Here is a 26,748-nt window from a genome sequence, read left to right on the forward strand (position 1 = left end):
ATTCCTATTTATCTCTTATTCACTAAATTTTCTTTTAACTAAAGAGGCTATTGACTGAACGCTCGCTCAAAGGATGTCCATAGAAAAAAGTAAAATTTCTACAAATATCATGAAAGCGCTTTATTTACTTTATTTTACACGAAAAAAGAGAAGAATTAAAACAATATCCTAAAAATTCATAAAATTTATTTTTACTGAATTTTTATACGTTTCAATTCCTCTCTCCTTATTTCTATGAAGCGAGTGTTTGTTCACCGATAACAGCTTTTTCTAAAAGCTCAGCTACATCATATGTTTGTACATTTTCTTCTACTTCTTTTGCTTTTGTTCCATCTGATAACATCGTTAAGCAATATGGACACCCTGAACTAATAACCGTTGGATTGACCGCTAATGCTTGTTCTGTACGTGAAACATTGACACGATTACCTGTTTCTTCTTCCATCCACATTAATCCACCACCAGCACCGCAGCACATTCCTTTTTCGCGATTTCTCTCCATTTCAATTAGTTTCACACCTGAAATCGATTTTAAAATTTCACGAGGTGGATCATATACTTCGTTATAGCGCCCTAGATAACAAGAATCATGGAAGGTAATCGTTTCTTCAACGGCATATTGTGGTTTTAACACACCGTCCTTCACCAATTTCGCTAATACTTCCGTATGGTGGTATACCTCGGCTTTAAGCCCAAAGTCTGGATATTCATTTTTAAAGATATTATAAGCATGTGGATCGATTGTTACGATTTTCTTCACTTCATTTTTCTCAAACTCTTCGATATTCTTTGTTGCTAACTCTTGGAATAAGAACTCATTCCCTAGACGTCTTGGTGTATCACCTGAGTTCTTTTCTTTATTGCCAAGGATAGCAAATTTAACTCCTGCCTCATTCAAAAGACGAGCAAAGGAAAGGGCAATCTTTTGGCTACGGTTATCATAAGAACCCATTGCTCCTACCCAGAACAGATACTCATAAGATTCATCTGCTTTCTTCATTTCTTTCACTGTAGGAACATGTACATCTTCACGAAGACTTCTCCAATCTTCTCGCTCTTTCCTGTTTAGTCCCCAAGGATTTCCTTGACGTTCGATATTCGTCATCGCACGTTGTGCATCGGCATCCATTTTACCTTCTGTTAAAACAAGATATCGGCGTAGGTCAATAATTTTATCTACATGTTCGTTCATAACTGGGCATTGGTCTTCACAATTACGGCAAGTTGTACATGCCCATATTTCTTCTTCTGTAATGACTTCCCCAATCAAACTCGGACTATAAGCGAGGCCCGCTGCCGCCTCTTCAGCACCCTCTGCCCCAGCTGCTAAAGCAATTTGATTTCCCTTCGTATTCGAAAAGGCAAATGTCGGTACCCATGGTTGTTTTCTAGTCACCGCTGCCCCGTGGAATGTTAAATGGTCACGCAACTTAATGATAAGATCCATCGGAGAAAGCATTTTACCTGTTCCAGTCGCCGGACACATATTTGTACAACGACCACACTCAACACAAGCATAAAAGTCGATCATTTGTAATTGCGAAAACTCTTCAATATGTCCAACACCAAATGTCTCTTGTGATTCATCTTCGAAATCGATTGGTTTTAACTTTCCTGGGTTATCTAATCTATTGAAATATACATTTACTGGTCCTGCAATCAAATGAGCATGCTTCGATTGCGGAATATAGACTAGGAAAGCGAGTAGGAATAATAAGTGAATCCACCAAGAAACATAAAAGACTACAATAGAAGCTGTTTCACCAATCCATGATAAGGCGATGGCGAAAAGCGAAGCGACCGGTTCCGTCCATACAGGATCATGTCCGTGCCAAATCATCGACATGCCATTTCCTAATAAAACAGATAACATCAAGCCGCCAATAAAAATTAAAACAATCCCTGATTTAAAACCTCTTTTTAGACGAACAAGCTTTTCAACATATCTTCTGTGAAATGCCCAGATGACGGCAACCAAAATCATTAAAGTGACGATTTCTTGGAAAAAAGTGAATCCTGGATACAACGGACCTAATGGAAGATGTGATCCAGGCGAAATTCCTTTGATAATAAAATCGATTGCACCAAACTGGACTAAAATAAAGCCATAGAAGAACATGACGTGGATAGCGCCACTTTTTTTATCCTTTAAAAGCTTCTTTTGCCCAAATACATTGACCCAAATTTTGTTCATACGCTCTTTAACATTATTGTCAAATGCCGTTTTCTTTCCAAGCTTAATGTACTCATATCTGGTCTTGAGCAAATAAGCAAACAAACTAAGTGCGTAAGCGATTACAAGAACGGTCGCAATAAGGTTAACCCATAATAATCCATTCACGTGTGTTCTACTCCTTTCTCGACTAATCCATGTGTATAAGAAGATTATTCAATGTAAAAAGAAAATTTTATCGTATTAAAATTTTCTGAATTTAAATCTTAGTTCCATTATATAATGAATGAGCATTCAGTCAACTACTTTTTATTTATTTTATCCTTTTTTCTTCAGGCAATAAAAGCGATAATAGAATAGGTCTCTATGGAGATACTATTTAAACATACTGTTTTGGGAGATGATCAACTTGACAATCCTTCTTTCTGTTGCGGTCATCTTGCTGATTGCTATCGTATTTATTTTTCTTCTATGGGTCGATTATGCCCTTGGTCGTAAAAAACATTTAAAAACAGTCAGCCGAATGAACCCCTCCCCCGCTTTCGCTAACTTTGTCCTTTTTGCGGACGGACCTTCATTATTTGATGATTATTTTACGGAATTAAAAAAAGCAAAACACCATATCCATATTCTCTTTTATATTGTTAAAGACGAAGGAATAGGACAGGAATTTTTAACTATCTTAAAACAAAAAGCAAATGAAGGTGTAGAGGTACGTCTGCTATTAGATTGGGCTGGTAGTTTACCGATTATTCTGAATTTTAAACTCAAAAAAGAGCTACGTTCTCATGGTATTCAATTAGCCTTTGCCCATACACCTACGTTTCCCTTTCTATTCTACAACGTACAAGCAAGAAATCATAGGAAAATTTCTGTAATTGATGGAAAAGTAGGATATTTAGGTGGATTTAACGTAGGCCCTGAGTATATCAACCTTGACCGTAAACTTACACCATGGCGAGACTACCATTTAAAAGTAAATGGAGAAGGTGCACATACTTTACAAAGTGTTTTCCTACAAGATTGGGCAGATGCTAGCAACCAACTAATAAGTAAAACTGAAAAGTATTTTCCAAAAGATATAACAAAAGGCAGTGTAGAACATCAGTTTAAAGTGAATGATGGTGCATTCTTGAAAGAGGAATATATCGCACTGATTGAAAATGCTGAACAATTCATTGAAATTGGTACACCCTATTTTATTCCCGATGTAGAAGTAATGCAGCATCTATTGTCCGCATTAACAAGAGGGGTAAAAGTAACGATTATGATTCCCTATACGAGTGACCACTTTCTTGTCAAAGAAGCTTCCCATCGTTACTTACGTCCATTACTGAAGGCAGGAGCAGAAGTGTATGAGTATAAAAAAGGTTTCTATCATGCAAAAGCAATGATCGTCGATGAAGTTGCTGTCGTCGGAACAGCTAATTTTGATAAAAGAAGCTTCTTTCTTAATGATGAAATAAATTGTTATAGTGAGGATCTTCATTTTCATAAAGAACTAAGCGAAGTATTTCATAAGGATTTAGCGAATGCAGAAAAACTGCAATATCAAGATATTTCTGGTTTCAACCTGAAGAGACAAGGGAAAGAATTATTAGCACGATGTGTAGATCTCTTTTTATAAGGAGCCGATAACTATTGATTTCAATTCGTTTCGGGTATGTATCTCATGCGATTACATTATGGGATGCCTCCCCTGCAAAAACACTTACTTACGCTCGCTATCAACAATTAAATGCTCATGAAAGATTAGATAAACTGAGGGAAATTACTGCACTTAATCTTGCTCACACAAAGCGAATGCTTCATTATAATATTGCTCATGAAATCCCATTATACCGATTATCAAGTTCGATAGTGCCACTTGCTACTCACCCCGATGTGAAATGGGATTTCCAATCGCCCTTTAAGAATGAATGGTATGAATTGGGTAAATTGATTAAAGACCATCATTTACGTGTAAGCTTCCACCCTAATCAGTTTACTTTATTTACTTCTCCTAGACAGGAAGTAACCGAAAATGCCGTAATCGACATGCAATATCATTTTGACATGCTCGAAGCAATGGGTTTAAGCCAGACCGCTATTATCAATATACATATAGGCGGTGCTTATGGTGATAAGATGACATCCTTAAAACGTTTCGAGGAAAATCTTAAAACTTTACCCTCACATATTAAAGCGAGAATGACGTTAGAAAACGATGATAAAACCTATAATGCCGAGGAAACACTTGCTGTATGTGAAGAGGAAAAGGTGCCAATGATTTTTGATTATCATCACCATATGGCTAATCTCGTGGACATTCCTTTAAGAGAATTATTACCACGCGTATTTCAAACATGGAGCCATAAGGGTTTGCGACCTAAAATCCATGTGTCTTCACCTAAATCAGATAAAGCCTATCGGTCGCATGCTGATTATGTGGATTTCCAGTTTGTACAACCCCTGCTAACGGCCATTCGCGAAGTAGGTCAAGATGTGGATTTAATGATTGAAGCGAAAGCAAAGAACTTAGCATGTTTACAACTTGTTGAAGATGTCGCTAGCATTCGCGGAGTCAAGCGTGTTGGTGGCGGAACGGTTGAATGGAAGTAGTGGATAAGACAATATATGCTCTGATTCATACCTATAAAAATAAATAGAACCTAAAGTAGACTAATGATCTTTTTATCTGCTTTAGGTTCTTTCTATGTGTAATGTTAGAAGTGCCATGTAAAACTTAATAACACCAATCCCCTTTCTTCTGTCTTTTACTGCGGAGACATAACTTACACGCAATTCTTCTCCTTCTCCCTTCGTCTTTTGCGCGCAAACACGACTTTCACGCAATTCTCCTCCTTCTCCCTTCGTCTTTTGCGCGTAAACATGACTTTCGCGCAATTCTCCTCCTTCTCCCTTCGTCTTTTGCGCGTAAACATGACTTTCGCGCAATTCTTCTCCTTCTCCCTTTACCTTTTGCGCGCAAACACGACTTACGTGCAATTCTTCTTCTTCTCCCTTCGTCTTTTGCGCGTAAACATGGATTACGCGCAATTCTTCTTCTTCTCCCTTCGTCTTTTGCGCGCAAACACGACTTTCACGCAATTCTTCTCCTTCTCCCTTCGTCTTTTGCGCGTAAACATGGATTACGCGCAATTCTTCTCCTTCTCCCTTCGTCTTTTGCGCGTAAACATGAATTACGCGCAATTCTTCTCCTTCTCCCTTTGCCTTTTGCGGGCAAACACGACTTTCACGCAATTCTTCTCCTTCTCCCTTCGTCTTTTACGCGTAAACATGGATTACGCGCAATTCTTCTCCATTACTACTCTTTGTGAATTTAATTCTATTTCAAGAAAAAAAGCGCCCACTACACGAGTGGGGCGCTTGCTGTACGTCTCTTACATTTTTTCAGGAGCTGACACACCGATTAACGCTAATGCATTTTTCAATGTTGTTTGTACCGCTTTAATTAGTGCTAGTCTTGCTTTTGACTTTTCAGGCTGATCGCTATCTAAAACTTTTTCAGCATTATAGAAGCTATGGAAAGTAGATGCTAAGTCAAAGATATAATTGGTAATTCGATGAGGCATGCGCTTTTCAGCAGCTTCACCTACTGCTTGTGGAAATTCGCCAATTTTCTTCAATACATCTAGTTCTTTTTCTGCTCCGATTAATGATAAGTCAGCTTGGGCGTCAAGAACTAACCCTTGTTCTTCACCTTGTCTTAAGATGCTTGAAATACGCGCATGTGCGTATTGTGCATAATATACTGGGTTCTCGTTAGACTGTGATACAGCTAGATCTAAATCAAAATCTAAATGAGTGTCCGCACTTCTCATCGCGAAGAAATAACGAGTCGCATCTAAACCGACTTCCTCTACAAGATCACGCATGGTTACTGCTTTACCTGTACGTTTACTCATTTTCATTTTCTCGCCATCTTTATATAAATGAACGAGCTGAATAATTTCAACTTCAAGGGCTTCTTTACTATAGCCAAGTGCTTGAATGGCAGCTTTCATACGCGGTATATAACCATGATGGTCTGCACCCCAAACGTTAATAATTTTCTCAAAGCCACGCTCTAATTTATCTTTATGATAAGCAATATCTGGCGTTAAATACGTATAGGAGCCGTCATTTTTAATCAAAACACGATCTTTGTCATCACCAAAAGTAGTAGAGCGGAACCATGTCGCACCATCTTCTTCGTATATATGACCATTTTCTTTTAATGCTTCCAATGCACGGTCGATTTTTCCATTATGATAAAGTGAAGTCTCTGAATACCATACATCATAAGGAACACGGAAATCTTCCAAGTCATTTTTTAATTTTTCCATTTCATATTTCAAACCATACTCACGGAAAGTGTCAAAACGCTCTTGGGCATCGTAATCGACATACTCATTACCATGTTCTTTAGCAAGTGTTTTACCGATATTAATAATATCTTCCCCATGATAACCGTCTTGCGGCATCTCCTTTTCCATACCTAATGCTTGGAAATAACGGGCTTCTACAGAATAAGCGAGATTATTAATTTGGTTGCCGGCATCGTTAATATAGTATTCACGCGTAACATCATAGCCTGCCTTCGCTAGAATGTTGGATAATGAATCACCAACAGCTGCCCCACGCGCATGGCCTAGGTGTAGATCACCTGTTGGATTAGCAGATACGAACTCTACTTGAACTTTTGTGCCATTACCTACATTTGTTTGACCGTAGGCTTCATCTGCTTCTAACACGGTAGGAATTAAGTTCGTTAAATAACGATTATCCATGTAAAAATTCAGAAATCCTGGCCCAGCGATTTCCATCTTTTCAATCGAAGCTTTTGATTGATCAAAGTGAGTAATGATATCTTCAGCAATCATTTTTGGCGCTTTTTTTGCCACTCTTGCAAGTTGCATCGCCATATTTGTAGAATAATCACCATGCGTTTTGTCTTTTGGTATTTCTAGAATAACATCAGGAATTTGTCCCTCTTCAGCTAAGCCAGCTTTTATGACCGCTTGTTTAATTTCTTGTTTCAGATTTTGTTGCACCTGTTCAACGATATTCACTCAGTTTTCCTCCTCAAATGCAATGGTTAGATGATAGGTTCCTGCTTTAGATCCTTGCATGTTTAAATCATACATCAAATCAATAGAGCCAATGTTTGTCTCTTCTTTAAACTCATGCACCATTCTCTTCGTTAAAGTTTTTAAATTAAATACACCATATGGGGTCGTATAATTACCTCTTAAAGACTGATGCATTTTAAATGGCAAGCGCATTTTTATCGAACCACTTCGTAAGATTAAACCGTCATCCTCAGTCATTTTTACAATGGTTTTCACCATGCCTACATCCATCTCTTCTTCATATTGAAGATATCTGGCATTTCCTTTTTTATAGTATCGACCAGCCGCCGTTAATTCAAAAGTATCCTTACTATTCCCATCATGGATGGTCGTTTTCACATTTATTTTTACAGGAATTTGATCATCTAAAACTTTCGACAATCCCTCCACATCCTTTTATACCGTTTCAAACGAAATTTCTATAACCTTATTAGTATAAAACAAATTAATGTTATCTTCCAGTCATGAATAATTATACAACAACAACTTTGACAACTAGTATACCACGGGCATCCACAGAACTTTTCTGATGAAAAGCGTATGATAAAGCTTTTCACGTAGTTTGTATTTTTGAACTAAACACCAGATATCACACAAAACCAAATAAAAAACGAACAAATTCTCCTATAATAGAATTTGTTCGCATCATCAATTTATTTCACCCAACCTAAAATCATTTCACGAATAAGCTTACTAGCTGTATTCGCAGTTTGTTCTGAAGGGTCATAAATGGGTGCCACTTCAACTAGGTCACAGCCAACCACATTCACATTGGCACGAGCAATTTCATGAATAGAGGCTAAAAGCTCCTTAGAAGTAATGCCTCCAGCATCAACAGTACCTGTACCCGGCGCATGTGCAGGATCAAGGACATCGATGTCAATTGTCACATAGACAGGACGACCAGCTAATTGTGGCAAAACTTCCTTCAAAGGTGCTAATACTTCAAATTTAGAAATATGCATCCCTACTTCTTTAGCCCATTGAAACTCTTCTTTCATACCAGAACGAATCCCAAATGAATAGACGTTTGTTGGACCAATGAGATTAGCCGCTTTCTTGATTGGTGTGCTATGAGAAAGTGGTTCGCCTTCGTAATCATCTCGTAAATCTGTATGTGCATCCATATGGATAATCGCTAAGTCAGGGTATTTCTTATACATCGCCTTTATGACTGGCCAGCTAACTAAATGCTCCCCACCCATACCAATAGGGAATTTATTATCTGCAAGTAGTCCGTCAATGTATTCCTCTATCATATCGATACTTTTTTGCGGGTTTCCAAATGGTAATGGAATATCTCCTGCATCGAAAAATTTCACTTCTTCTAGATCTCGATCTAAATAAGGACTATACTCTTCAAGGCCGATGGATACTTCTCTTATTCTTGTTGGGCCGAATCTTGAACCCGGACGATAACTAACTGTCCAGTCCATTGGCATCCCATAAATTACAGCACTGCTGTCTTCATAATGCGGATGACTTTTAATAAACACATTTCCTGAATAAGCTTCATCAAAACGCATAGAGAGCCCTCCTTATTCCACTAAATCTTTAACAAATTTCGGTAGTACAAATGCAGCCTGATGTAGTTCTTTTGTATAATATTTCGTCTCAATTTCGTGGAAACGCTCTTCTTCCACTTTTAGTGGATCGTGCTTTTTCGAACCGATAGTGAATGCCCATAATCCACTAGGATAAGTAGGGATATTCGCCACATACAGACGTGTAATTGGGAAAATTTCTTTTACATCCTTTTGAACATTGCGGATTAAGTCTGCTTTAAACCACGGATTATCTGACTGCGCTACGAATAAACCATCTTCCTTCAATGCTTTAGCAATACCTGCATAGAAACCTTTAGTAAATAAGTTAACTGCCGGACCCACTGGTTCTGTTGAATCGACCATAATAACGTCATATTCGTTTTCACTTTCAGCAATATGCATGAAGCCGTCGCCCACTTTTACTTCTACACGCGGGTCTTCAAGCTTTCCTGCAATTTCTGGCAAGTATTTTTTCGAGAATTCAATAACCTTCCCATCAATATCTACAAGTGTCGCCTTTTTCACGCTAGGGTGCTTTAACACTTCACGAATAACGCCTCCGTCTCCACCACCGACAACGAGGATATTCTCAGGGTTTGGGTGAGTAAATAAAGGCACATGAGCGACCATTTCATGATAAACAAACTCATCCTTCACAGAAGTCATGACCATATCATCAAGAAGAAGCATATTGCCCCACTCTTCTGTTTCTACCATGTCTAGCTTTTGAAAATCTGTCTGTTCCGTATGTAAAGTTCGATTCACCTTCATCGTGATACCGAAGTTCTCTGTTTGTTTTTCAGTAAACCAAATGCTCATTATTCTTCAATCCTTTCTATTAAAAAAGTGCCTCATTTAACCTTATCGTTCCCGAAAAGCAAAATGACAAACATGAGAAAAGTATAGAGGATTCTAGCAAAATTGCAAGTGAAAATTTTGTTAAAAAGCAGATACCCGCTAAAAAGAGGAGTGGGCTAATAGAATCTTCGCACTCATTCATTGTGAAATCGGAACAGTCTTTGGCGTTTCAGCTATATGATTGAACCGATGTAGATGTTTGCTGACCTGGCTCTCTCTACTATTCATGTTTGACCCAATCGGGGGGTTTTCATGCAGACTTTAGATATTCGTGTAATCACAAATATGCATGTTTAAAATACCCTATAGTTTTCAATACTATATGTAAACGAAGCACATTAAAATGGGGGTGGTATATGTGGAAATCATGACAAATCAGCGCTTTAGAAATGCAGGTAAATATTTGCGAGCACTCGTCATTTGTAGCTTAATAGGTTTAGCGTTAATGGTCTGCCTGCTCATCGGTATTTTCATTTATGCCAAAATTTTAGGTCCACCACCACTTGCCGTACCACAATCCACTTTATATATGGCAAGTGACGAGTCTATTATTGGTGAAAGTCACACAGGGGAGAAAAGGTATTGGGCAGATATTACTGATATTTCCCCAGACTTAATTCATGCGACGATCGCGATTGAGGATCAGAGTTTTTATGAACATCATGGCTTTGATTATAAAAGAATTGCTGGCGCCTTGCTGGCAGACCTCAAAGCAATGGCAAAGGTACAAGGTGCGAGTACTATTAGTCAGCAATACGCTAAAAACCTCTTTCTCGATCAAGATAAAACGTGGACAAGGAAAATAAAAGAAGCGTTTTATACCCTAAGAATAGAAATGAGTTACACAAAAGAGCAAATACTAGAAGGCTATTTAAATACAATCTATTACGGTAACAGGGCTTACGGTGCACAAGCAGCTAGTCAGTTTTATTTTGGAAAAGATGCAGCTGATTTAACTTTAGCCGAATCCGCTATGCTCGCAGGTATTCCAAAAGGACCAAGTGCCTATTCACCTCTTGCCTCATTTGAGAAAGCGAAACAAAGGCAAAAGTTAATCTTAACTTCTATGGTAGGGAATCAATATATTACGAAAAAGGAAATGGCAAATGCTTTCAATGAAGAGCTTACTTTCGTTGGTGAGCATCAATATTACGTGAACACTGTTGCCCCCTACTTTCAAGATGCAGTCAAAGCCGTACTAAAATCCCAATTAGACCTTGATGAAAGAATGATTGAACTTGGTGGATTACGAGTTTACACAACACTAGATCGCCAAAAACAAGAGATAGCAGAGAAAACAATTGAAGAAGTGATGACAGAAGATACTTCAATGCAAGTCGGGCTTGTATCAATGAATCCTAAAAATGGACATGTAGAAGCCATGGTTGGAGGAACAGATTATGAAGAGAGCTCATTTAATAGAGCTTTACAAGCGATTAGACAGCCTGGATCTACGATGAAGCCCCTTTTATATTACGCGGCCATTAAACAAGGATTTACACCAGCATCAACAGTAATGAGCAAACCTACTACTTTTCGGTTTGACGATGGACAATCAACATATGCACCTCATAATTATAATAATAAGTATGCAGATGGGGATATAACAATGGCGCAGGCACTAGCGCTCTCGGATAATATATATGCTGTGAAAACCCACCTTTTTTTAGGTGAAGAAACACTCGTTAAGACCGCTAAAGATTTTGGTATTCAGTCTAAGATGGCCAAAGTCCCTTCACTCGCCCTGGGTACATCCGGATTAAGAGTAACAGAGCTTGCCAATGCATACAGCATGTTAGCTAATGGTGGGAAGCGTACTGACCCTGTTTTTATAACAAGAGTTGAGGATTATAAAGGCGATGTCCTTTACGAGGCTAAGGGGTCACATGAGCAAGTATTAGATGAGGATACAGCTTTTGTCGTAACAGAGATGATGACGGGCATTTTTGATCAGACATTAAATGGATATGCTAGTGTGACTGGATCTACTATTAGCAATCAACTCACAAGACCATACGCAGCAAAATCTGGTTCGACGGAGACTGATAGCTGGATGGCTGGATTCTCTCCCCAGCTCGTTACTGCTGTATGGACAGGTTACGATGATAATCAAACGATCGACCTTGTGAAGGAAAAGGCGTTTGCAAAGGAAATTTGGGGGAATTATATGGAAGATGCGCACCAGGACCTACCAATCCGCCAGTTCACACCAACAAAAAATACAATAGGCGTTTATGTTGAACCTTCCACTGGCAAACTAGCAACAGAAAATTGCCCTGTCAAACGTTTTACCTACTTTATTAAGGGAACCGAACCAACTGAATACTGTTCGCTTCACCTGCCTGAATACCAAGCAGAGGAAAAACAAAAAGAGAAAGAGCCAGCCCCTAAGGAAAAAAAGCCTTGGTACAAGAAGATATTACCATGGACTTCATAATTCGCACACAAACATGACAATAGTAGAAATAATGAAAAACCTCGACAGTAGCTGTCGAGGTTTTTCGTGTCCTAGTTCTATACAGTGCTTTGCACTAATATTAAGTTTACTTTTTTTATCCACTTGAAGCAATACTTTGTAAATTCCTTCAATAAACTGTCACAAATACGCCACAATTATGGCTGAATTTGTCTCTTATGCTTGCAAATCTGTTTTTAGTTGTTCTGATGATCTCTCCCACATACCTGCATCATAATCTTGTAGGAATTTAGCTAATACTTCTTTAGAAGAAACATCCATATGATCCACGATCACTTGACCTTTAATTGATTTATCCATTCGATTCACATGTTCAGGAAGTGACTTATACCCTCTTCTAATTGATCGATCAACTGTAAACTCACAAGCTGTTACACCCGCATAATACGTACCTTCTGCCCCACGTTCTACCGTTACCCAGATTAACCAGTATGGCTTACCATTAGGGACTTCTTCTTTTGTTTTTAAAAACTTAATGCCTTTTTCTTGTGGGCTGCGGGCATGCATTGCCCCAACCTCGATTGAAGCCTCTTTTTCATTGACATCTATAATAACCGGCGAAACATTATCTAAACTAAAAGCACCGGCCCCGAATCCACCATGCCCCTCAGTTGGGTCACTTTTAATAATATTAAACTCCATTTTTTTCTTATTCTCTGCCATTTGAAACTCCTCCTTCATCTATGATCTCACAAATAATGTATAAAAGAATGCGCTTAGGTTTTCCATAATCGCTGGAAGTAATGTATTCAGGATAGGGCTAATCGTATATTGGCTGAGCGGTGTAATCACAAGGATGAGAAAAATAAGACCTCCATAATTCTCAATTGACGTCATCTTCGCTCGCCAATCATTTGGTACTAAATCTGCAATCACCCGATAGCCATCTAAAGGCGGCAAAGGGATTAAATTAAATATGAAAAGAAGCATATTTAGACCAATAAAAATATTGAGAAACGCGAGCAACGACTCCGGCACTGTATAACCATTTCCAATTAACCAATACCATAAACCTAAAGCAAATGTAGCCAAAACAAAATTACTCAATGGACCAGCTAAAGAAACGCATACACCAGCAAGCCTCGGATTTTTAAAAAAGAAGCGGTTAACAGGGACTGGTTTCGCCCACCCAAAACCCGCTATAAAAATTAAGAGTGTCCCAATCGGATCTAAATGACTAATGGGATTCAACGTCAATCTGCCTTGATTTTTTGCCGTGGGATCACCAAATTTATAGGCGACCCACGCATGGGCAAGCTCATGAAGAGTGAAGGCAATAATTAACGTGATAGCTACATAGGGAATATCCCTAAGTGGATAGGCTAAGAATTGTTCCACACTTTAATCCCCTTTTTTAACTCATGAATGAGTGTTTTATACCTTTTCATTAACCATATGTAAACCTTATCTTTGTCATACATATTAAAGTATAACGCATCATTCCTGCAATAAGGAAATCATGCGCTACTATAAATTTGCTTGTCTAAATGAAGAAAATATGGAAAACTTAAAATAATCGTTGTTCAGAAACAGCGCGAATTCATTTAGGAGGAAGAACTTATGCCATACGTAACTGTTAAAATGCTTGAAGGACGTACAGAAGATCAAAAGAAAGCACTCGTAGAAAAAGTCACAGTAGCCGTGAGCGAAACAACAGGTGCTCCAAATGAAAAAATCACTGTATTTATCGAAGAAATGAGCAAGAACCATTACGCTGTTGGTGGCAAGCGTCTGAGCGACCAATAAAATACAAGATTAAAATATATCGGCACTGACAATGTTAGTTATTCATTGGTGCCGGTTATTTTTTTTGGTGAATCCCTTAATGTAGGATTCTCTATTGTTCTTGTACACTATTATTGATTTTGCCTAGGGTCTTCATATCAAAATTCCCTCTCGCTTCCTTTTTTTGACTCATTTTCGGCCGAATCCAATCAAACTTTGGCTCTGCCACCTTTTTTTGTAACGTTCCTTTCCGGATCCCATTAGATTTAAGAGAACTACCCAATTCTGAGGGAAATACAACGTTTTCTTTTCAGACAAGAAAAGAAACTTCCCAGGGTGAGTAGAAGCCGGAACAAATTAAATTTTATGCGTGTATAACTATAAATCGTAAGAGCGTAAAAATACAGCATGAGATATGTGTATATTTACGGTTTAGTTGTGCTCTCATCTCCATTTTTCTTTCTGAGTGACTCGCGAACTTCATTTGTGAAGCACTCATTCTCTTTGCTCAACCTGAGTGACTCACAAACTTCATTTACAAAGCGCTCATTCTCTTTGCTCAACTTGAGTGACTCGCAAGCTTCATTTGTGAAGCGCTCATTCTCTTTGCTCAACTTGAGTGACTCGCGAACTTCATTTGTGAAGCACTCATTCTCTTTGCTCAACTTGAGTGACTCACAAACTTCTTTTGCGAAGCGCTCAGTTCCTTTTCTTACCTTGAGTGACTCACAAACTTCTTTTGCGAAGCGCTCAGTTCCTTTTCTCTTACTGAGGGACTCGCGAACTTCATTTGTGAAGCACTCATTCTCTTTGCTCAACTTGAGGGACTTGCGAACTTCTTTTGCGAAGCGCTCAGTCTCTTTTCTCAACTTGAGGGACTCGCGAGCTTCATTTGTGAAGCACTCATTCTCTTTTCTCAACTTGAGTGACTCGCGAACTTCATTTGTGAAGCACTCATTCTCTTTGCTCAACTTGAGTGACTCACAAACTTCTTTTGCGAATCGCTCATTCTCTTTGCTCAACTTGAGTGACTCACAAACTTCTTTTGCGAAGCACTCATTCTCTTTGCTCAACTTGAGTGAATCGCATACTTCTTTTGCGAAGCGCTCATTCTCTTTGCTCAACTCGAGTGACTCACAAACTTCTTTTGCGAAGCGCTCAGTTCCTTTTCTTACCTTGAGTGACTCACAAACTTCTTTTGCGAAGCGCTCATTCTCTTTTCTTAACTTGAGTGACTCACAAACTTCTTTTGCGAAGCGCTCATTCTCTTTGCTCAACTTGAGTGACTCGCAAACTTCATTTGCGAAGCGCTCATTCTCTTTGCTCAACTTGAGTGACTTGCAAACTTCTTTTGCGAAGCGCTCATTCTCTTTGCTCAACTTGAGTGACTCACAAACTTCATTTGCGAAGCGCTCATTCTCTTTGCTCACCTTGAGTGACTCGCAAACTTCATTTGCGAAGCGCTCATTCTCTTTGCTCAACTTGAGTGACTCACAAACTTCATTTACGAAGCGCTCATTCTCTTTGCTCAACTTGAGTGACTCACAAACTCTAATCCATCAAAACAGAAGCACTCAGTTCATATTACCGATTAAGGCACGCAATATCATTTTCACACGAGCATATATATGAACAACCTCAATATTAAAAAGACCGCTCCTATGATAGGATAGCGGCTTTTGTATTTAAGGCATCGATATAGTGATAAGCTTGGTTAATCTCTTCTTCTGTATATCGTTGTTTGCTTTTGAGCGTGAAGATCTTTTCCTTTACTTCTTCTTTAGGCAGTTCCTCGAAGTATAAGACAGTGGATACTAGCTCTAGAAATCTTGCTGATTGGCCATTCATATCAACGAGACAGTCTTTTAAATGAGGCATACTTACTTCATTTAATTCTAGAAATTCTGTTCCCGATTCGGTTAGTGTATAACGATATTGATAGTATCCACCTTTTTTTTCTTTAATTTCATTCAAGAATCCCATATTGCATAGCTCTTCAATACGAAGAGTGAGTTCTTCTGAATAAGGTCCATAAAAGTGAAAGGCAAATTTCTCATGAAAAGGGTAATTGATTTTTTTTGCAATGTAAATCATTTTTTGTAGCTTTTTACGGCCGACAATTTCATCCGAGGCAGCAATGGCATGAATGATTTTTGCATGGTCTTTCAGCACATTGATTCATCTCCTAATTATTTATTACGTTCCATTCGAACTTTTTTATTCTAAGTCTAGTAATTTTCGTATTTGTTTCTTAATCTCTTTATGTGGCCCTTCATCATGAAGGAGATTGGCAGGATAGTATAATTTATGATCGGTCCTTCTTTTACCTGAGATAGCATCAACAATCGATGATTCCCGAGATAATTCCCTTACCTCTCCATTTTTCGATAATAAATGAATCGGTAAACGCTCCTCTTCTTCACCCGGTCGATAAAAATCATAAGGTAAATCAGAGGAAGAATCGACAACTAAGTAATATTCAGGGTCAATTCCCGCTTTTAAAAATAAGATAGACAGCTCTGACAGTTTCTTATATTCCTTGGCTGGGTCAAATTCAACATACTTAAAGAGATGACGGTCTAAGAAACGTTGCGCTAAATCACTTAAAATCTCATCTTCTTCCCACTGCCACATTTGGAAATAGTATAGAACAATTGATTCATCCAGATGAATGTAATCATCCACCGTTATTTCGCCTTTAAATAAAGAATAAAAATGAGCAGGGGCTTGTTTGAACTGATAAGATTCTTCATATAGAGCCTTTGCCCTATGGAGTATTTTTGTTAAGATCACCTCTGCACTTCTCGTTACAGGGTGAAAATACACTTGCCAATACATTTGGTATCGACTCATTATGTAATCCTCAACAGCATGCATGCCACTTTGTTTAATCACAACCTGGTCTTCCCTTGGCCTCATCACTCGTAAAATACGTTCCATATCAAAATGACCATAACTCACGCCTGTAAAATAGGCATCTCTTTGTAAGTAATCCATCCGGTCGGCATCAATTTGACTAGAGATTAAACTGATAACTAATTTGTTTTTAGACGTTTTCGCAATTATTTCTTCTACTTTTTTTGGAAAATCATCACTTACTCTTCTTAACACATTGTTGACTTCTGTGTTACTGAGAATAATTTTCTTTGTAAAATTTTCATGATCTAAGCCAAATACCTTTTCAAAAGAATGCGAGAACGGCCCATGACCTAAATCATGTAACAATGCTGCACAAAGGGTTAATAAACGATCGTCATCATTCCACTCTGGACGTCCTTTGAAGACATCATCGACAATTCGCCTAACAATTTCATAGACACCAAGCGAATGATTAAATCGGCTATGTTCCGCTCCGTGAAAGGTAAGAAAGGTTGTTCCTAATTGTTTAATCCTTCTTAGACGTTGGAATTCTTTAGTACCAATCAAATCCCAGATAAGACGATCTTTCACGTGAATATAACGGTGAACAGGATCTTTAAATACCTTTTCTTCAGTTAATTTTTCTGTCGCATATGACATCATGACACCTCCCTTTTTATATAGACATAACCAATATATTAACTTCTTTTTTTACCTTTAAACATTTGATTGCTCTTCATCAGTTTTTTTTTACTTCCCCTATTATATCTTTCTCTTTCTCTTGTTTCACCCCCCGAATGTAATAGACCAACCTCTCCTGCACATACGAACCCCTGTCCTAGTTGTTTTTTGGCGAAATGAGAATTTTTTTCGACATTTTTAACATGATTTACCATACGTATCTATTAGAAACCATCTTCTACTATCCTTTCAAACATAGAATGTATAAAACCTTGTATTCTTGACAATCCTATTGCTAAAGCTTAACTATTATAAAAATTTAGGGAGTTGAGATCATGAAAGTACGTCAAGATGCATGGTCAGAGGAAAATGATTTATTATTAGCAGAAACGGTTTTAAGGCATGTCCGTGAAGGTAGTACGCAATTAAATGCATTTGAAGAAGTTGGAGATAAGTTGAATCGCACATCAGCAGCTTGCGGGTTTCGCTGGAATGCAGTTGTACGGCACCAATATGAAAAAGCCCTTCAACTAGCAAAAAAACAACGAAAGCAACGACAAAGAATGCTTGGCAAAGAGCAAGGTGGAAAGAAAAAACTATTATATTCACCACCAGTTCCTACATTAGATGACGTAGAAACAGCGATGGAGCCGATGAATGATTTGCTATTTGAAGAACCTGAAGTCACAACACCTAATGCGGCTCCTACTGAAGAAGTGAAGACACCTGTATTCAAAACGGAGGAAACTTCATCATCTAATATGACGATGGCAAGTGTCATTCAATACCTTGAATCATTAAGTCACTCAAGTATTAAACTGGATATCTTAAAAAATGAGAATGAAAGACTTAAGCGCGAGAATGCTTCTTTAAAGGCTAGAAACCAAGAATTAGCGGCAAGAGTAAGCAAGCTAGAGCAGAATAGTGTCACTATCCAAGAAGATTACGAGACATTAATGAATATTATGAACCGTGCTCGAAAATTAGCGATTTTAGATGATGAGGAAAGAACCGCCACTAAATTCAAAATGGATCGTAATGGCAATTTAGAAAAACTAGCAGAATAAATGATTAGACTGTGGTTTACCACAAACACATACAAAAATAACTGAGTAAAAGGCTGAACCAGCTTACTCAGTTATTTTCTATTTAGCGTGACTTACTAGATTAAGATTTATTCGTACATTTGATAGGCCCTCCACCAGTGGTAAAACGAGCAAAAGAGCACCTGTTTTCATTCTAAAATCTGCAAATTATTCGGGAGTTGCCTGGACCCATATTATTTCTTGTTCATGATTTTTTCGTTTCTATCGACTACACGGTCGAAATAGTTTTCAAACATTGGTGCTTCAGTGACGGTTAACTGACCTGAATGAAGCGTGCCACTATGTTTCTTTAATGTTTGTAGGAAGCGGAGCATCACATCTTCTATGGTGAATTCCGTTTGGAGTAGTTCAGCTAGCGAAGCCATCACTGTTGGATCAATGTCAGGATAAGTAAACTTAGTCTTCTCATCCTCTTTACTAATACGGTAAAATTCTTGAATGATCTGCGCTCGTTCACTGCCGCTGCCATTTACACAAAGGTAGATTTGCACAGCGACACCCTTTCTCAATCTGCGTTGTGAAATGCCTGCAAATTTCTGGTCGCCAATGCTTAGATCATAACTCCCCGGACAGTAGGACTTGGTGATCTCTTTCGCTTCAATTTCTACGGGAAAATCGGCGAACATTTCTTTCACTAAAAACCACATCGCATCATATCCACGGTTAATATCAATACCTTTTTCCGTTTCCTGCAGCACTAAAGTAATATTCAAGACACCTTCATCGAGAACAACCGCAAGCCCACCTGAATTCCGCACAATACAGTCATAACCTTGTTGCTGTAAAAATTGAACCCCTGCGTTAATAAAAGGCAGTTTTGTATCTTGAATACCAAGTACGACTGTGCGGTCATGCACCCAGCTTCTCGCAGTAGCAGGAGAGAGTCCCGCCCCAACCGAAGCGCATAAAGTATCATCCATACCGAAAGAGTGAAGTGCACTGACAAATCGCCCTGATTGCGACTGATCAATTATACGCCATTCTTTTTGTTCTAATAAATTTAAAGCCTCTTCCATTCCTTCTGCTCCTTTACCATTTAAGAACTATTCGACTAAAGCTTGGCTAGCCGTAATAATCGCAAGCTTATAGACATCTTCCTCATTACAACCGCGGGAAAGATCATTAACCGGTTGATTCAAACCTTGTAAAATCGGACCTACCGCTTCAAATCCACCTAATCTTTGCGCTAACTTATAGCCAATATTTCCTGCTTCGAGGCTTGGGAATACAAAGACATTTGCTTGTCCATTGATTGGTGAACCCGGCGCTTTTTTCTCTGCGACAGAAGGTACGAACGCTGCGTCAAACTGAAGCTCTCCATCAATGACAAGCTCTGAATTTTTTTCTTTTGCCATAGTTACTGCCTCAATGACCTTATCAGTTTCTGGAGAATTTGCAGATCCTTTTGTCGAAAAGCTCAACATAGCCACACGAGGATCAATATCCATCATTTTTGCTGTTTTTGCACTCTCTACAGCGATTTCTGCTAATCCTTCTGCATCAGGGGAAATATTGATCGCACAGTCAGCAAAAACATATTGTTCTTCCCCACGAACCATAATAAATACACCAGAGGTCCTTTTCACCCCTGCTTTTGTTTTAATAATTTGTAATGCCGGTCTGACAGTGTCTGCTGTTGAATGTGCCGCTCCACTTACCAAGCCGTCCGCTTTGTTTGCATAAACAAGCATCGTTCCAAAATAGTTTTCATCCAAAAGAATTTCCTTTGCTGCTTCCGCTGTTACTTTCCCTTTTCTCCGGTCGACAAATACAGGAAGCAATTCATCCATATACTCACTATTTTTTGGGTCAATGATTGTACAATTTTCTAAAGAAACCCCTAATTTAGTGGCCTGATTAGTAATTCCCTCTTCATCTCCAAGTAAAATAGGTACAAGAATGCCTTCCTCAGCTAAGCGACTGGCAGCAATAAGAATTCTATCGTCTGTACCTTCAGGAAAAACGATTTTCAAGCTCTTCCCGTTTATTTTTGCTTTCATTATTTCAAATAAGTTGCTCATATTAAGCCCCTCCAATTAATCATTTAAATGCAATTATTTCTTCTCTTCTTCCATTACAATAGACCGCTCGTTAAATAGCAATAGAAAAGGCAAATGTCGGTTAATTCCAAAAAATGAATTCTCTTAAATAAAACAGTGCACTGAAGCTCTTCATTCATATCATACTTATAACCTATCCATTAAGCAAAATAACTAATCAACACTAGCTAGTTTTAATCGTGTGGTTTGCTGGCTAAACTATGGTATAGTAAACATGAAGTAAATAGTACATATATGAGGAGCGATGACAATGAACGAAGCAGCAAAAACTCTTGACGGCTGGTATTGTCTCCATGACTTCCGTGCCATCGATTGGACTACATGGAAAATGATTTCTAGCGATGAGCGTGAAGCCGCTATTCACGAATTTCTATCACTGGTTGATAAATGGAACACCACGCAAGCTGCCGAGCAAGGTAGCCATGCACTATATACAATTGTCGGTCAAAAAGCAGACTTTATGATGATGCTTTTACGCCCAACAATGGAAGAATTAAATGAGCTAGAAAACGAATTCAATAAAACAAAATTAGCAGAATATACGATTCCGACTTTCTCTTATGTTTCTGTCGTAGAATTAAGTAACTATATGGCAGGAGATTCTAATGAAGACCCTTATCAGAATCCTCATGTGAGAAGTCGACTATATCCAACACTTCCACAAGCGAAATATGTTTGTTTCTATCCAATGGATAAGCGTAGACAAGGTGAGGATAACTGGTATATGCTCCCAATGGATCAACGTCGTGAATTAATGCGCAGCCATGGTCTCATCGGGCGCTCTTATGCTGGCAAAGTTAAACAAATCATCACTGGCTCAGTTGGATTTGACGATTATGAGTGGGGCGTCACTTTATTTGCCGACGATGTGCTACAATTCAAAAAGCTCGTATACGAAATGCGTTTTGATGAAGTAAGTGCTCGTTACGGAGAGTTCGGTGCCTTCTATGTAGGCAACCTATTACCAGAAAGTGGCTTAAGTAAGTTTTTACATGTTAATTAATCGATATTGTTCCCGTCAATTTATTGGCGGGAGTTTTTTTGTCATAAAAGAAAAGGCTTATACATAGTTATAAATAGTGAGTTTATGAATAAGCCTCTATCTAGCAACATGGCAAAACTTTTAAGAGGTGATTGTATGGGCGTGATAGCCTACACAGAAGCAGATGTAAAGCTACTAGCAAGACTTTTGCGTGCAGAAGCAGAAGGTGAAGGAAATCTTGGTATGTTAATGGTTGGCAATGTCGGCGTCAATCGCGTCCTTGGTAATTGCTTGGATTTTAAAGACATTACATCCATTAGGCAAATGGTTTTTCAAAATCCTGGTGGGTTTGAAGCAACGCAGAAAGGCTATTTTTATCAAGCGGCACGATCGAATGAATTGAACTTAGCAAGAAGAGTTTTAAAAGGCGAAAGGCAACACCCTGCTAGTAATGCTTTATGGTTTTTTAGACCAGGTGGCGATTGTCCAGCACAATGGTATAACCAATGGAATTCAGGTAGGTTCAAATCACACTGTTTCTATATCCCTACCGAATCAGATTGCCCATCTGTTTATTAATTTATTTGGAGGGAAGTGCAATGACTCAACAAGGTTATCCTTATTATGGTGGGTATCCCCAACAACAACAGCAATACAGCAACCAATATCAGCAGCAGCCTCAACAGAATTACAACACTCAACCACCTCAAGTAAACATACCAACACAAGGGATGCCAACAAACGTTCAAGGTCAAACAACAGGTCAACTGCCAATGGAACAATCCTTTATTGAAAATATTCTCAGATTAAATCGCGGCAAGCTTGCATCCATTTATACAACATTTGAAAATAATTCACAATGGAATGCCAAAGTGTTTAAAGGAATCATTGAAGCAGCTGGACGTGATCATGTCATTATTAGTGACCCCGAAACGGGTGAGCGCTACTTAATCCCAATGATTTATTTAGATTATGTTGTTTTTCCTGAGGAGATTGAATACTATTATCCAGCACAATTAACACAATACAACCCAAGGTAAGCAGAAAAGCGGAAGGCGCCCGCCTTTCGGCGACAAGCATAAGACGAGCCGGCGGAAAGGTTGTTCTTTAACCTTTTTGACGGATTAGCTTATGACCTCGAGCTCCATGACGCTGGAGCTAGACATGATGAAAAGCGGAAGCGGCTCGCTCTGGAGCGACAAGCATAAGACGAAGATGGCTGTGAGGTTGTCCTTTACCTCATAGACAGCTTTGACTTATGACCTCGAGCTCCATGACGCTGGAGCTAGACATGATAACTCATTGAACAATTTTATACTTTCTTTTGAAAAAGGGCTGAACATCATAAATGTTCAGCCCTTCATTATTATAGGTGTTTTACAGCAAATACAAGAATAAGTACCCAACCTACAAGGAATGCTACACCACCAATAGGTGTAATGGCGCCTAATATGGATATTTTCGTTAATGCTAAGATATATAAACTTCCAGAGAAAAATAAGATACCAAATGCCATTAACCAGCCCGACCAAGTTAATAAGGAGGAGTCTGGCATTTTCGATAATAATAAAGCAACAATAAAAATTCCAATAGCATGGAACATTTGATATTGTACAGCCGTTTGCCAATTATCCATATACTTGCCTACTACTTTACCTTCTAAAGCATGGGCACCAAATGCACCAAATGCAACTGCTAGAAAGGCAAAAATCGCCCCAATAATGATGAAAAGCTTCATTTATTTTCAGCCTCTTTCTTTTAAGTATATATTTAGTATAACAGGTAAAGCAAAGCCACTCCTTAAAAGTCAAAAATTGACTCACCGTTTGCCTCATCACCCATTTTCATTGGTTTTTCATTCAGGCTTACCTGTTGAGGACTGGGGATATTCGTCTGGGTAGTTACCATCGGTTGTTGCTGCGTTTGCGCCGCCCGGACTGCTCCCGTTGATTGTTGATCAAGAATCACTTCACACAACGTTTTAATAGCATGGACTCTTTCTCTTACTGCCGATTCATTTAACCCCTTCGCCTCACTAATCTCAGCTTCCATTTTACTTAGCATTTTCTCGATTGAAATACTCATGTATTCACCTACTTCATCTACCATCTTTTTCTTCTTATAGTGTATCAGTTCTTCTTTTCAAAACGCAAACACGATTGCCCTGACGCAGTATGAACCTCCATCGATGGCCATTTTTTTGTTTTAAAACCAAATGCCTTGCAGCCTCTGGGAAATCTTTGATCCCATGTAACATAGAAAAATTTACATTTGACACAGCTTACCTTTTTCTCCGGCATTTCGACAGCACCCCTCTCGTTTCACGTGAAACATGACGAAAAGTCTTATAAATTGTCTATTTTCCAATCTATCGGTTTCTCTCCCCATTCTAACAATTTTTGATTAATTTTTGAGAATGGCTTGCTACCAAAGAAGCCTCTATGAGCAGATAACGGACTCGGATGGGGCGCGAGGATAGTGGCATGTTTTTCTGTATTAATTAACTTTAACTTCGCTTGCGCGGGCTTCCCCCACAACACAAAAATAATAGGCTTCTCTCTATGATTTAAAGAAGTAATAATATGATTCGTAAACTCTTCCCACCCTTGTCCACGATGAGCATTGGCCTCTCCTTCTCTTACTGTTAATACCGTATTTAATAATAATACCCCCTGCTTCGCCCAAGAAATGAGGCAACCATGGTTAGGTATGGGACAACCAATATCTGCTTCTAATTCTTTATATATATTTCGTAGAGACGGAGGTATTTTCACACCAGGTTGTACCGAAAAGCTTAAGCCATGCGCCTGATTGGCACCATGATATGGGTCTTGACCAAGGATAACCACCTTTGTCTCTTCAAAGCTCGTATATTCCAATGCATTAAAGATATTTCCCTTTACAGGATAAATCGTATGATGCCGATATTCCTGTTCTAAAAAGCTCATCAACTTTTGGAAGTAAGGCTTTTCTTTCTCCGGAGAAAGTCTATTCTGCCAATCCGAATTCATCTCTTTCTCTCCTTCATTAGTTTTTATACTATTTTCATTGATTATTAGATATACTATAGAGAATACAATTAACTGCTCGGAAATGAAAGCACGAAAGCGGAAAGGATGAGGTGATAGATAAAATGAAGGTTGCCTTAATACACGCAACAACGACTGCTTTAAAGCCTATAGAAGAAGCGTTTAGAAAAGTGGCGCCTGAGGTTGAATTATTACATTTCATGGATACTCACTTACTGACGATGATTGAAGAAAGCGGCTCATTGACACCAGAAATTGCTCGGCGCTTTTCAAAATCTGTCTCTTTAGCAGCGGAAGCTCGCCCTGATTGTATTCAGCTAACTTGTTCGGCATTCAATCCTTTAACAGCTATCCTTCAACCACTTTGTCGAGTGAAAATGTTCCGTTCAGACGAAGCGATGCTAGATGAGGCTTTAGAATATAATCGTATCGGTTTAATCTCTACCGTCAGAGAAACACCCGAAGCGCTAATTAATTACCTACAAGCACGTCAACCGAACTGTGCCATTGAATCTGTTGTTGATCCTGGCATCATCCATCTACTTTTTGAAGGGAAAAAAGAAGAGCATGACGAAAGAGTCAGGAGAATGGTGGCGGAAATGGATGGAAAGGTAGATGTCATCGTCCTCTCGCAATACAGCATGGCACATGTAGCTAACCAAGTAACACCCAACACCCCTATTCTTGTTGCACCGGAAGCAACTGCGAAACGGTGTTTTCAATATATACTGCAAAAATGATTTAAGAAACAAGCATAACCACTGCTTGTTTCTTTTATTCACTAAATTGCTCTACTGTTCATTTTTATTAAGAAATGTTTGTATCGATACGGATTCAAATGAAGCCACCTATTCACAAGGAATGATAAATTCATATAGTAGTTGCTCACTATTTAGTAGCTTCACACATTAAACATTTCTAGCTTGTCCTGGTTCATTCAATGACTGCTGCTTTGTGTTTCGTAAAATAATCGCCAAAGCAACAAGGAATAAACAAGCAGACACTTGAAAGATAAAAGTTACTGATACCACACTTTTTAATATGCCTACTAATGTTATACTCATTACCATAGACCCACTAAACAGAGGCACTAAAATACCGTTGACCCTCCCTATAAGATGATCATTCGTATTTTTTAATACCATTGTATGAATGCCAATTTGAATAACCGGAAGAAATACCCCATATAAAAATTGTCCTAATAGTGTTAGCATAAGTACTGTTGAATAGCCAATTATACTTATAGATATCGCGGTCATTGCCACTCCTATTGCTAAAAACTTCATCGGTTGTATCTTACTAGATAAAGTAAATGATATTACTCCACCAATCACCATTCCTAAGCCATTTATCATGAGAAGCCACTGTAAATACTCTGTTCCTAATGACAATTTTTCCATGACAATAAAAATGTTCATTGGTTGAATGAGCCCTACTGCTAGTCCTGCAAATAAGAAACATGCTCCCAGCGCTTTTAATTGATTATTTTTAAGGACGTATTTTATTCCACCCCTCATATCATCCAAAATATTGGCTATATGTATGGACGACTCCCTTTCAATATTTTTACTCTCTGTAATGAAAAACAACGAAAAAGCAGATAATAGAAAGGCACTTCCAGTTATTAAAATGGAAGGGAGAAGGCCTAAGTTTTCATAAACAATGGTACCAATGACCGGCCCCATTATCATAAAAACAGCAGATAAGGTTTGATAAAGAGACATCGCAGGCTGTAATAGTTTGTCTGGGAGATTTTGCTTAAATAACTTCATACCCGCTGGTTGTGAAAGCTGGGAAAGTACTGCAGAAATTAAAGTAATAAAAAAGACAACTTTCCAAGTACTAAAAAGTAGCGCAGCAAAAATAGCAAAAATTGATATTGCCGTAAGAATATCACACCATACCATCGTCTTCTTTGGTCGCCAACGGTCTGCAAATGTTCCTCCTAGGAAAGAAAACAAGAAAATGGGGGCATACTCCGCAAGCATAATAAAAGAAATGGCTATAGCGTTCCCATTCGTTTGTTCAGTAACAAATAGTAATATCGAAAAGTTCCTAATCCAAATACCCATTTGAAGAAATAAGGCAGAGAAAAGGATACAATAAATAAAGCGGTTATTAAAAATTGAACTCACCTT

Annotated in this window: 26 protein-coding genes; 9 read left to right on the forward strand and 17 right to left on the reverse strand. The window is 38.5% G+C overall.

Features of this window, described 5'->3' with window-relative positions; genetic code table 11:
* Positions 1-232: 232 nt before the first annotated feature.
* Positions 233-2,341: a heterodisulfide reductase-related iron-sulfur binding cluster gene (locus tag U9M49_RS11600; protein ID WP_307316578.1), complete on the reverse strand. Its 2,109-nt coding sequence runs from the start codon at positions 2,339-2,341 to the stop codon at positions 233-235.
* 241 nt (positions 2,342-2,582) lie between these two features.
* On the opposite strand from U9M49_RS11600, the gene cls reads away from it, so the two are divergent.
* Positions 2,583-3,800, forward strand: coding sequence for a cardiolipin synthase (gene cls, locus U9M49_RS11605; RefSeq protein ID WP_322909844.1), 1,218 nt, complete (start codon positions 2,583-2,585; stop codon positions 3,798-3,800).
* Between the two features lie 17 nt (positions 3,801-3,817).
* Positions 3,818-4,774, forward strand: a complete 957-nt coding sequence (uvsE, locus tag U9M49_RS11610; protein WP_322909915.1) for a UV DNA damage repair endonuclease UvsE — start codon at positions 3,818-3,820, stop codon at positions 4,772-4,774.
* An 81-nt stretch (positions 4,775-4,855) separates the two neighbouring features.
* On the opposite strand, the gene U9M49_RS11615 is transcribed toward uvsE, so the two are convergent.
* From U9M49_RS11615 to speE, 5 genes are all read right to left on the reverse strand, one after another.
* Positions 4,856-5,416, reverse strand: coding sequence for a hypothetical protein (locus U9M49_RS11615; RefSeq protein WP_322909845.1), 561 nt, complete (start codon positions 5,414-5,416; stop codon positions 4,856-4,858).
* A gap of 140 nt (positions 5,417-5,556) precedes the next feature.
* Complete coding sequence (gene argS, locus U9M49_RS11620) at positions 5,557-7,227, reverse strand: arginine--tRNA ligase (RefSeq protein WP_322909846.1); 1,671 nt, start codon at positions 7,225-7,227, stop codon at positions 5,557-5,559.
* Entirely contained in the window at positions 7,228-7,668 is a 441-nt protein-coding gene (locus tag U9M49_RS11625; RefSeq protein ID WP_233435184.1) for a DUF1934 domain-containing protein, read from the reverse strand.
* Between the two features lie 272 nt (positions 7,669-7,940).
* Complete coding sequence (gene speB / locus U9M49_RS11630) at positions 7,941-8,813, reverse strand: agmatinase (protein WP_095371548.1); 873 nt, start codon at positions 8,811-8,813, stop codon at positions 7,941-7,943.
* A gap of 12 nt (positions 8,814-8,825) precedes the next feature.
* Positions 8,826-9,653: a spermidine synthase gene (gene speE / locus U9M49_RS11635; protein WP_322909847.1), complete on the reverse strand. Its 828-nt coding sequence runs from the start codon at positions 9,651-9,653 to the stop codon at positions 8,826-8,828.
* A gap of 397 nt (positions 9,654-10,050) precedes the next feature.
* On the opposite strand from speE, the gene U9M49_RS11640 reads away from it, so the two are divergent.
* On the forward strand, positions 10,051-12,129 hold the full coding sequence (locus U9M49_RS11640; protein WP_307316562.1) for a transglycosylase domain-containing protein: 2,079 nt from the start codon (positions 10,051-10,053) through the stop codon (positions 12,127-12,129).
* A 195-nt stretch (positions 12,130-12,324) separates the two neighbouring features.
* Here the strand turns inward: U9M49_RS11640 and U9M49_RS11645 are convergent, their stop codons facing one another.
* Together U9M49_RS11645 and U9M49_RS11650 are read right to left on the reverse strand one after the other, a co-directional pair.
* Complete coding sequence (locus U9M49_RS11645) at positions 12,325-12,831, reverse strand: YwhD family protein (RefSeq protein ID WP_095371545.1); 507 nt, start codon at positions 12,829-12,831, stop codon at positions 12,325-12,327.
* A gap of 18 nt (positions 12,832-12,849) precedes the next feature.
* Positions 12,850-13,506, reverse strand: coding sequence for a site-2 protease family protein (locus U9M49_RS11650; RefSeq protein ID WP_322909848.1), 657 nt, complete (start codon positions 13,504-13,506; stop codon positions 12,850-12,852).
* 222 nt (positions 13,507-13,728) lie between these two features.
* On the opposite strand from U9M49_RS11650, the gene U9M49_RS11655 reads away from it, so the two are divergent.
* Entirely contained in the window at positions 13,729-13,914 is a 186-nt protein-coding gene (locus U9M49_RS11655; protein WP_095371543.1) for a 2-hydroxymuconate tautomerase, read from the forward strand.
* 404 nt (positions 13,915-14,318) lie between these two features.
* On the opposite strand, the gene U9M49_RS11660 is transcribed toward U9M49_RS11655, so the two are convergent.
* The 3 genes from U9M49_RS11660 to U9M49_RS11670 form a co-directional block, all read right to left on the reverse strand.
* On the reverse strand, positions 14,319-15,425 hold the full coding sequence (locus U9M49_RS11660) for a hypothetical protein (protein ID WP_322909849.1): 1,107 nt from the start codon (positions 15,423-15,425) through the stop codon (positions 14,319-14,321).
* Between the two features lie 127 nt (positions 15,426-15,552).
* Positions 15,553-16,065: a YwgA family protein gene (locus tag U9M49_RS11665; protein WP_095371540.1), complete on the reverse strand. Its 513-nt coding sequence runs from the start codon at positions 16,063-16,065 to the stop codon at positions 15,553-15,555.
* Positions 16,066-16,110: 45 nt separating this feature from the next.
* Positions 16,111-17,412, reverse strand: coding sequence for an HD domain-containing protein (locus U9M49_RS11670; protein ID WP_095371539.1), 1,302 nt, complete (start codon positions 17,410-17,412; stop codon positions 16,111-16,113).
* 356 nt (positions 17,413-17,768) lie between these two features.
* Between U9M49_RS11670 and U9M49_RS11675 the strand changes: the two genes are divergently transcribed.
* On the forward strand, positions 17,769-18,500 hold the full coding sequence (locus tag U9M49_RS11675; RefSeq protein ID WP_095371537.1) for an RsfA family transcriptional regulator: 732 nt from the start codon (positions 17,769-17,771) through the stop codon (positions 18,498-18,500).
* Positions 18,501-18,712: 212 nt separating this feature from the next.
* Here the strand turns inward: U9M49_RS11675 and U9M49_RS11680 are convergent, their stop codons facing one another.
* Together U9M49_RS11680 and pta are read right to left on the reverse strand one after the other, a co-directional pair.
* On the reverse strand, positions 18,713-19,555 hold the full coding sequence (locus U9M49_RS11680; protein ID WP_322909851.1) for a lipoate--protein ligase family protein: 843 nt from the start codon (positions 19,553-19,555) through the stop codon (positions 18,713-18,715).
* A gap of 27 nt (positions 19,556-19,582) precedes the next feature.
* Positions 19,583-20,560, reverse strand: a complete 978-nt coding sequence (gene pta / locus U9M49_RS11685; RefSeq protein WP_095371535.1) for a phosphate acetyltransferase — start codon at positions 20,558-20,560, stop codon at positions 19,583-19,585.
* 289 nt (positions 20,561-20,849) lie between these two features.
* On the opposite strand from pta, the gene hemQ reads away from it, so the two are divergent.
* From hemQ to gerQ, 3 genes are all read left to right on the forward strand, one after another.
* Positions 20,850-21,602 carry a hydrogen peroxide-dependent heme synthase gene (gene hemQ / locus U9M49_RS11690; protein WP_095371534.1) on the forward strand — a complete coding sequence of 251 codons (753 nt, stop codon included), beginning with the start codon at positions 20,850-20,852 and terminating at the stop codon, positions 21,600-21,602.
* A gap of 135 nt (positions 21,603-21,737) precedes the next feature.
* Positions 21,738-22,160, forward strand: a complete 423-nt coding sequence (locus tag U9M49_RS11695; RefSeq protein ID WP_095371533.1) for a cell wall hydrolase — start codon at positions 21,738-21,740, stop codon at positions 22,158-22,160.
* A gap of 20 nt (positions 22,161-22,180) precedes the next feature.
* Positions 22,181-22,621: a spore coat protein GerQ gene (gene gerQ / locus U9M49_RS11700; RefSeq protein WP_322909852.1), complete on the forward strand. Its 441-nt coding sequence runs from the start codon at positions 22,181-22,183 to the stop codon at positions 22,619-22,621.
* A gap of 326 nt (positions 22,622-22,947) precedes the next feature.
* Here gerQ and U9M49_RS11705 read toward each other — a convergent pair whose 3' ends face one another.
* The 3 genes from U9M49_RS11705 to U9M49_RS11715 all read right to left on the reverse strand — a co-directional run bounded on the left by U9M49_RS11705 (position 22,948) and on the right by U9M49_RS11715 (position 24,592).
* Positions 22,948-23,319, reverse strand: coding sequence for a DUF423 domain-containing protein (locus U9M49_RS11705; RefSeq protein WP_095371531.1), 372 nt, complete (start codon positions 23,317-23,319; stop codon positions 22,948-22,950).
* Positions 23,320-23,381: 62 nt separating this feature from the next.
* Positions 23,382-23,666: a YwdI family protein gene (locus U9M49_RS11710; protein WP_157733858.1), complete on the reverse strand. Its 285-nt coding sequence runs from the start codon at positions 23,664-23,666 to the stop codon at positions 23,382-23,384.
* A gap of 260 nt (positions 23,667-23,926) precedes the next feature.
* Positions 23,927-24,592: a uracil-DNA glycosylase gene (locus tag U9M49_RS11715; RefSeq protein WP_322909853.1), complete on the reverse strand. Its 666-nt coding sequence runs from the start codon at positions 24,590-24,592 to the stop codon at positions 23,927-23,929.
* A gap of 122 nt (positions 24,593-24,714) precedes the next feature.
* Between U9M49_RS11715 and U9M49_RS11720 the strand changes: the two genes are divergently transcribed.
* Complete coding sequence (locus U9M49_RS11720; protein WP_095371527.1) at positions 24,715-25,350, forward strand: aspartate/glutamate racemase family protein; 636 nt, start codon at positions 24,715-24,717, stop codon at positions 25,348-25,350.
* Positions 25,351-25,518: 168 nt separating this feature from the next.
* Here the strand turns inward: U9M49_RS11720 and U9M49_RS11725 are convergent, their stop codons facing one another.
* Positions 25,519-26,745: an MFS transporter gene (locus U9M49_RS11725; RefSeq protein WP_095371526.1), complete on the reverse strand. Its 1,227-nt coding sequence runs from the start codon at positions 26,743-26,745 to the stop codon at positions 25,519-25,521.
* Positions 26,746-26,748 lie beyond the last annotated feature (3 nt).

The organism is Cytobacillus sp. OWB-43, assembly GCF_034651445.1.
Taxonomy (GTDB): domain Bacteria; phylum Bacillota; class Bacilli; order Bacillales; family Cytobacillaceae; genus Cytobacillus; species Cytobacillus kochii.

Excerpts from the sequence above, each read along its gene's own strand:
- U9M49_RS11705 (WP_095371531.1), bottom strand. The coding sequence starts at position 23,319 with ATGAAGCTTTTCATCATTATTGGGGCGATTTTTGCCTTTCTAGCAGTT.
- U9M49_RS11695 (WP_095371533.1), top strand. The coding sequence starts at position 21,738 with ATGGGCGTGATAGCCTACACAGAAGCAGATGTAAAGCTACTAGCAAGA.
- U9M49_RS11720 (WP_095371527.1), top strand. The coding sequence starts at position 24,715 with ATGAAGGTTGCCTTAATACACGCAACAACGACTGCTTTAAAGCCTATA.
- speB (WP_095371548.1), bottom strand. The coding sequence starts at position 8,813 with ATGCGTTTTGATGAAGCTTATTCAGGAAATGTGTTTATTAAAAGTCAT.
- U9M49_RS11680 (WP_322909851.1), bottom strand. The coding sequence starts at position 19,555 with ATGGAAGAGGCTTTAAATTTATTAGAACAAAAAGAATGGCGTATAATT.
- U9M49_RS11675 (WP_095371537.1), top strand. The coding sequence starts at position 17,769 with ATGAAAGTACGTCAAGATGCATGGTCAGAGGAAAATGATTTATTATTA.
- U9M49_RS11655 (WP_095371543.1), top strand. The coding sequence starts at position 13,729 with ATGCCATACGTAACTGTTAAAATGCTTGAAGGACGTACAGAAGATCAA.
- U9M49_RS11670 (WP_095371539.1), bottom strand. The coding sequence starts at position 17,412 with ATGTCATATGCGACAGAAAAATTAACTGAAGAAAAGGTATTTAAAGAT.
- U9M49_RS11710 (WP_157733858.1), bottom strand. The coding sequence starts at position 23,666 with ATGAGTATTTCAATCGAGAAAATGCTAAGTAAAATGGAAGCTGAGATT.
- gerQ (WP_322909852.1), top strand. The coding sequence starts at position 22,181 with ATGACTCAACAAGGTTATCCTTATTATGGTGGGTATCCCCAACAACAA.
- hemQ (WP_095371534.1), top strand. The coding sequence starts at position 20,850 with ATGAACGAAGCAGCAAAAACTCTTGACGGCTGGTATTGTCTCCATGAC.
- pta (WP_095371535.1), bottom strand. The coding sequence starts at position 20,560 with ATGAGCAACTTATTTGAAATAATGAAAGCAAAAATAAACGGGAAGAGC.
- U9M49_RS11645 (WP_095371545.1), bottom strand. The coding sequence starts at position 12,831 with ATGGCAGAGAATAAGAAAAAAATGGAGTTTAATATTATTAAAAGTGAC.
- U9M49_RS11715 (WP_322909853.1), bottom strand. The coding sequence starts at position 24,592 with ATGAATTCGGATTGGCAGAATAGACTTTCTCCGGAGAAAGAAAAGCCT.
- speE (WP_322909847.1), bottom strand. The coding sequence starts at position 9,653 with ATGAGCATTTGGTTTACTGAAAAACAAACAGAGAACTTCGGTATCACG.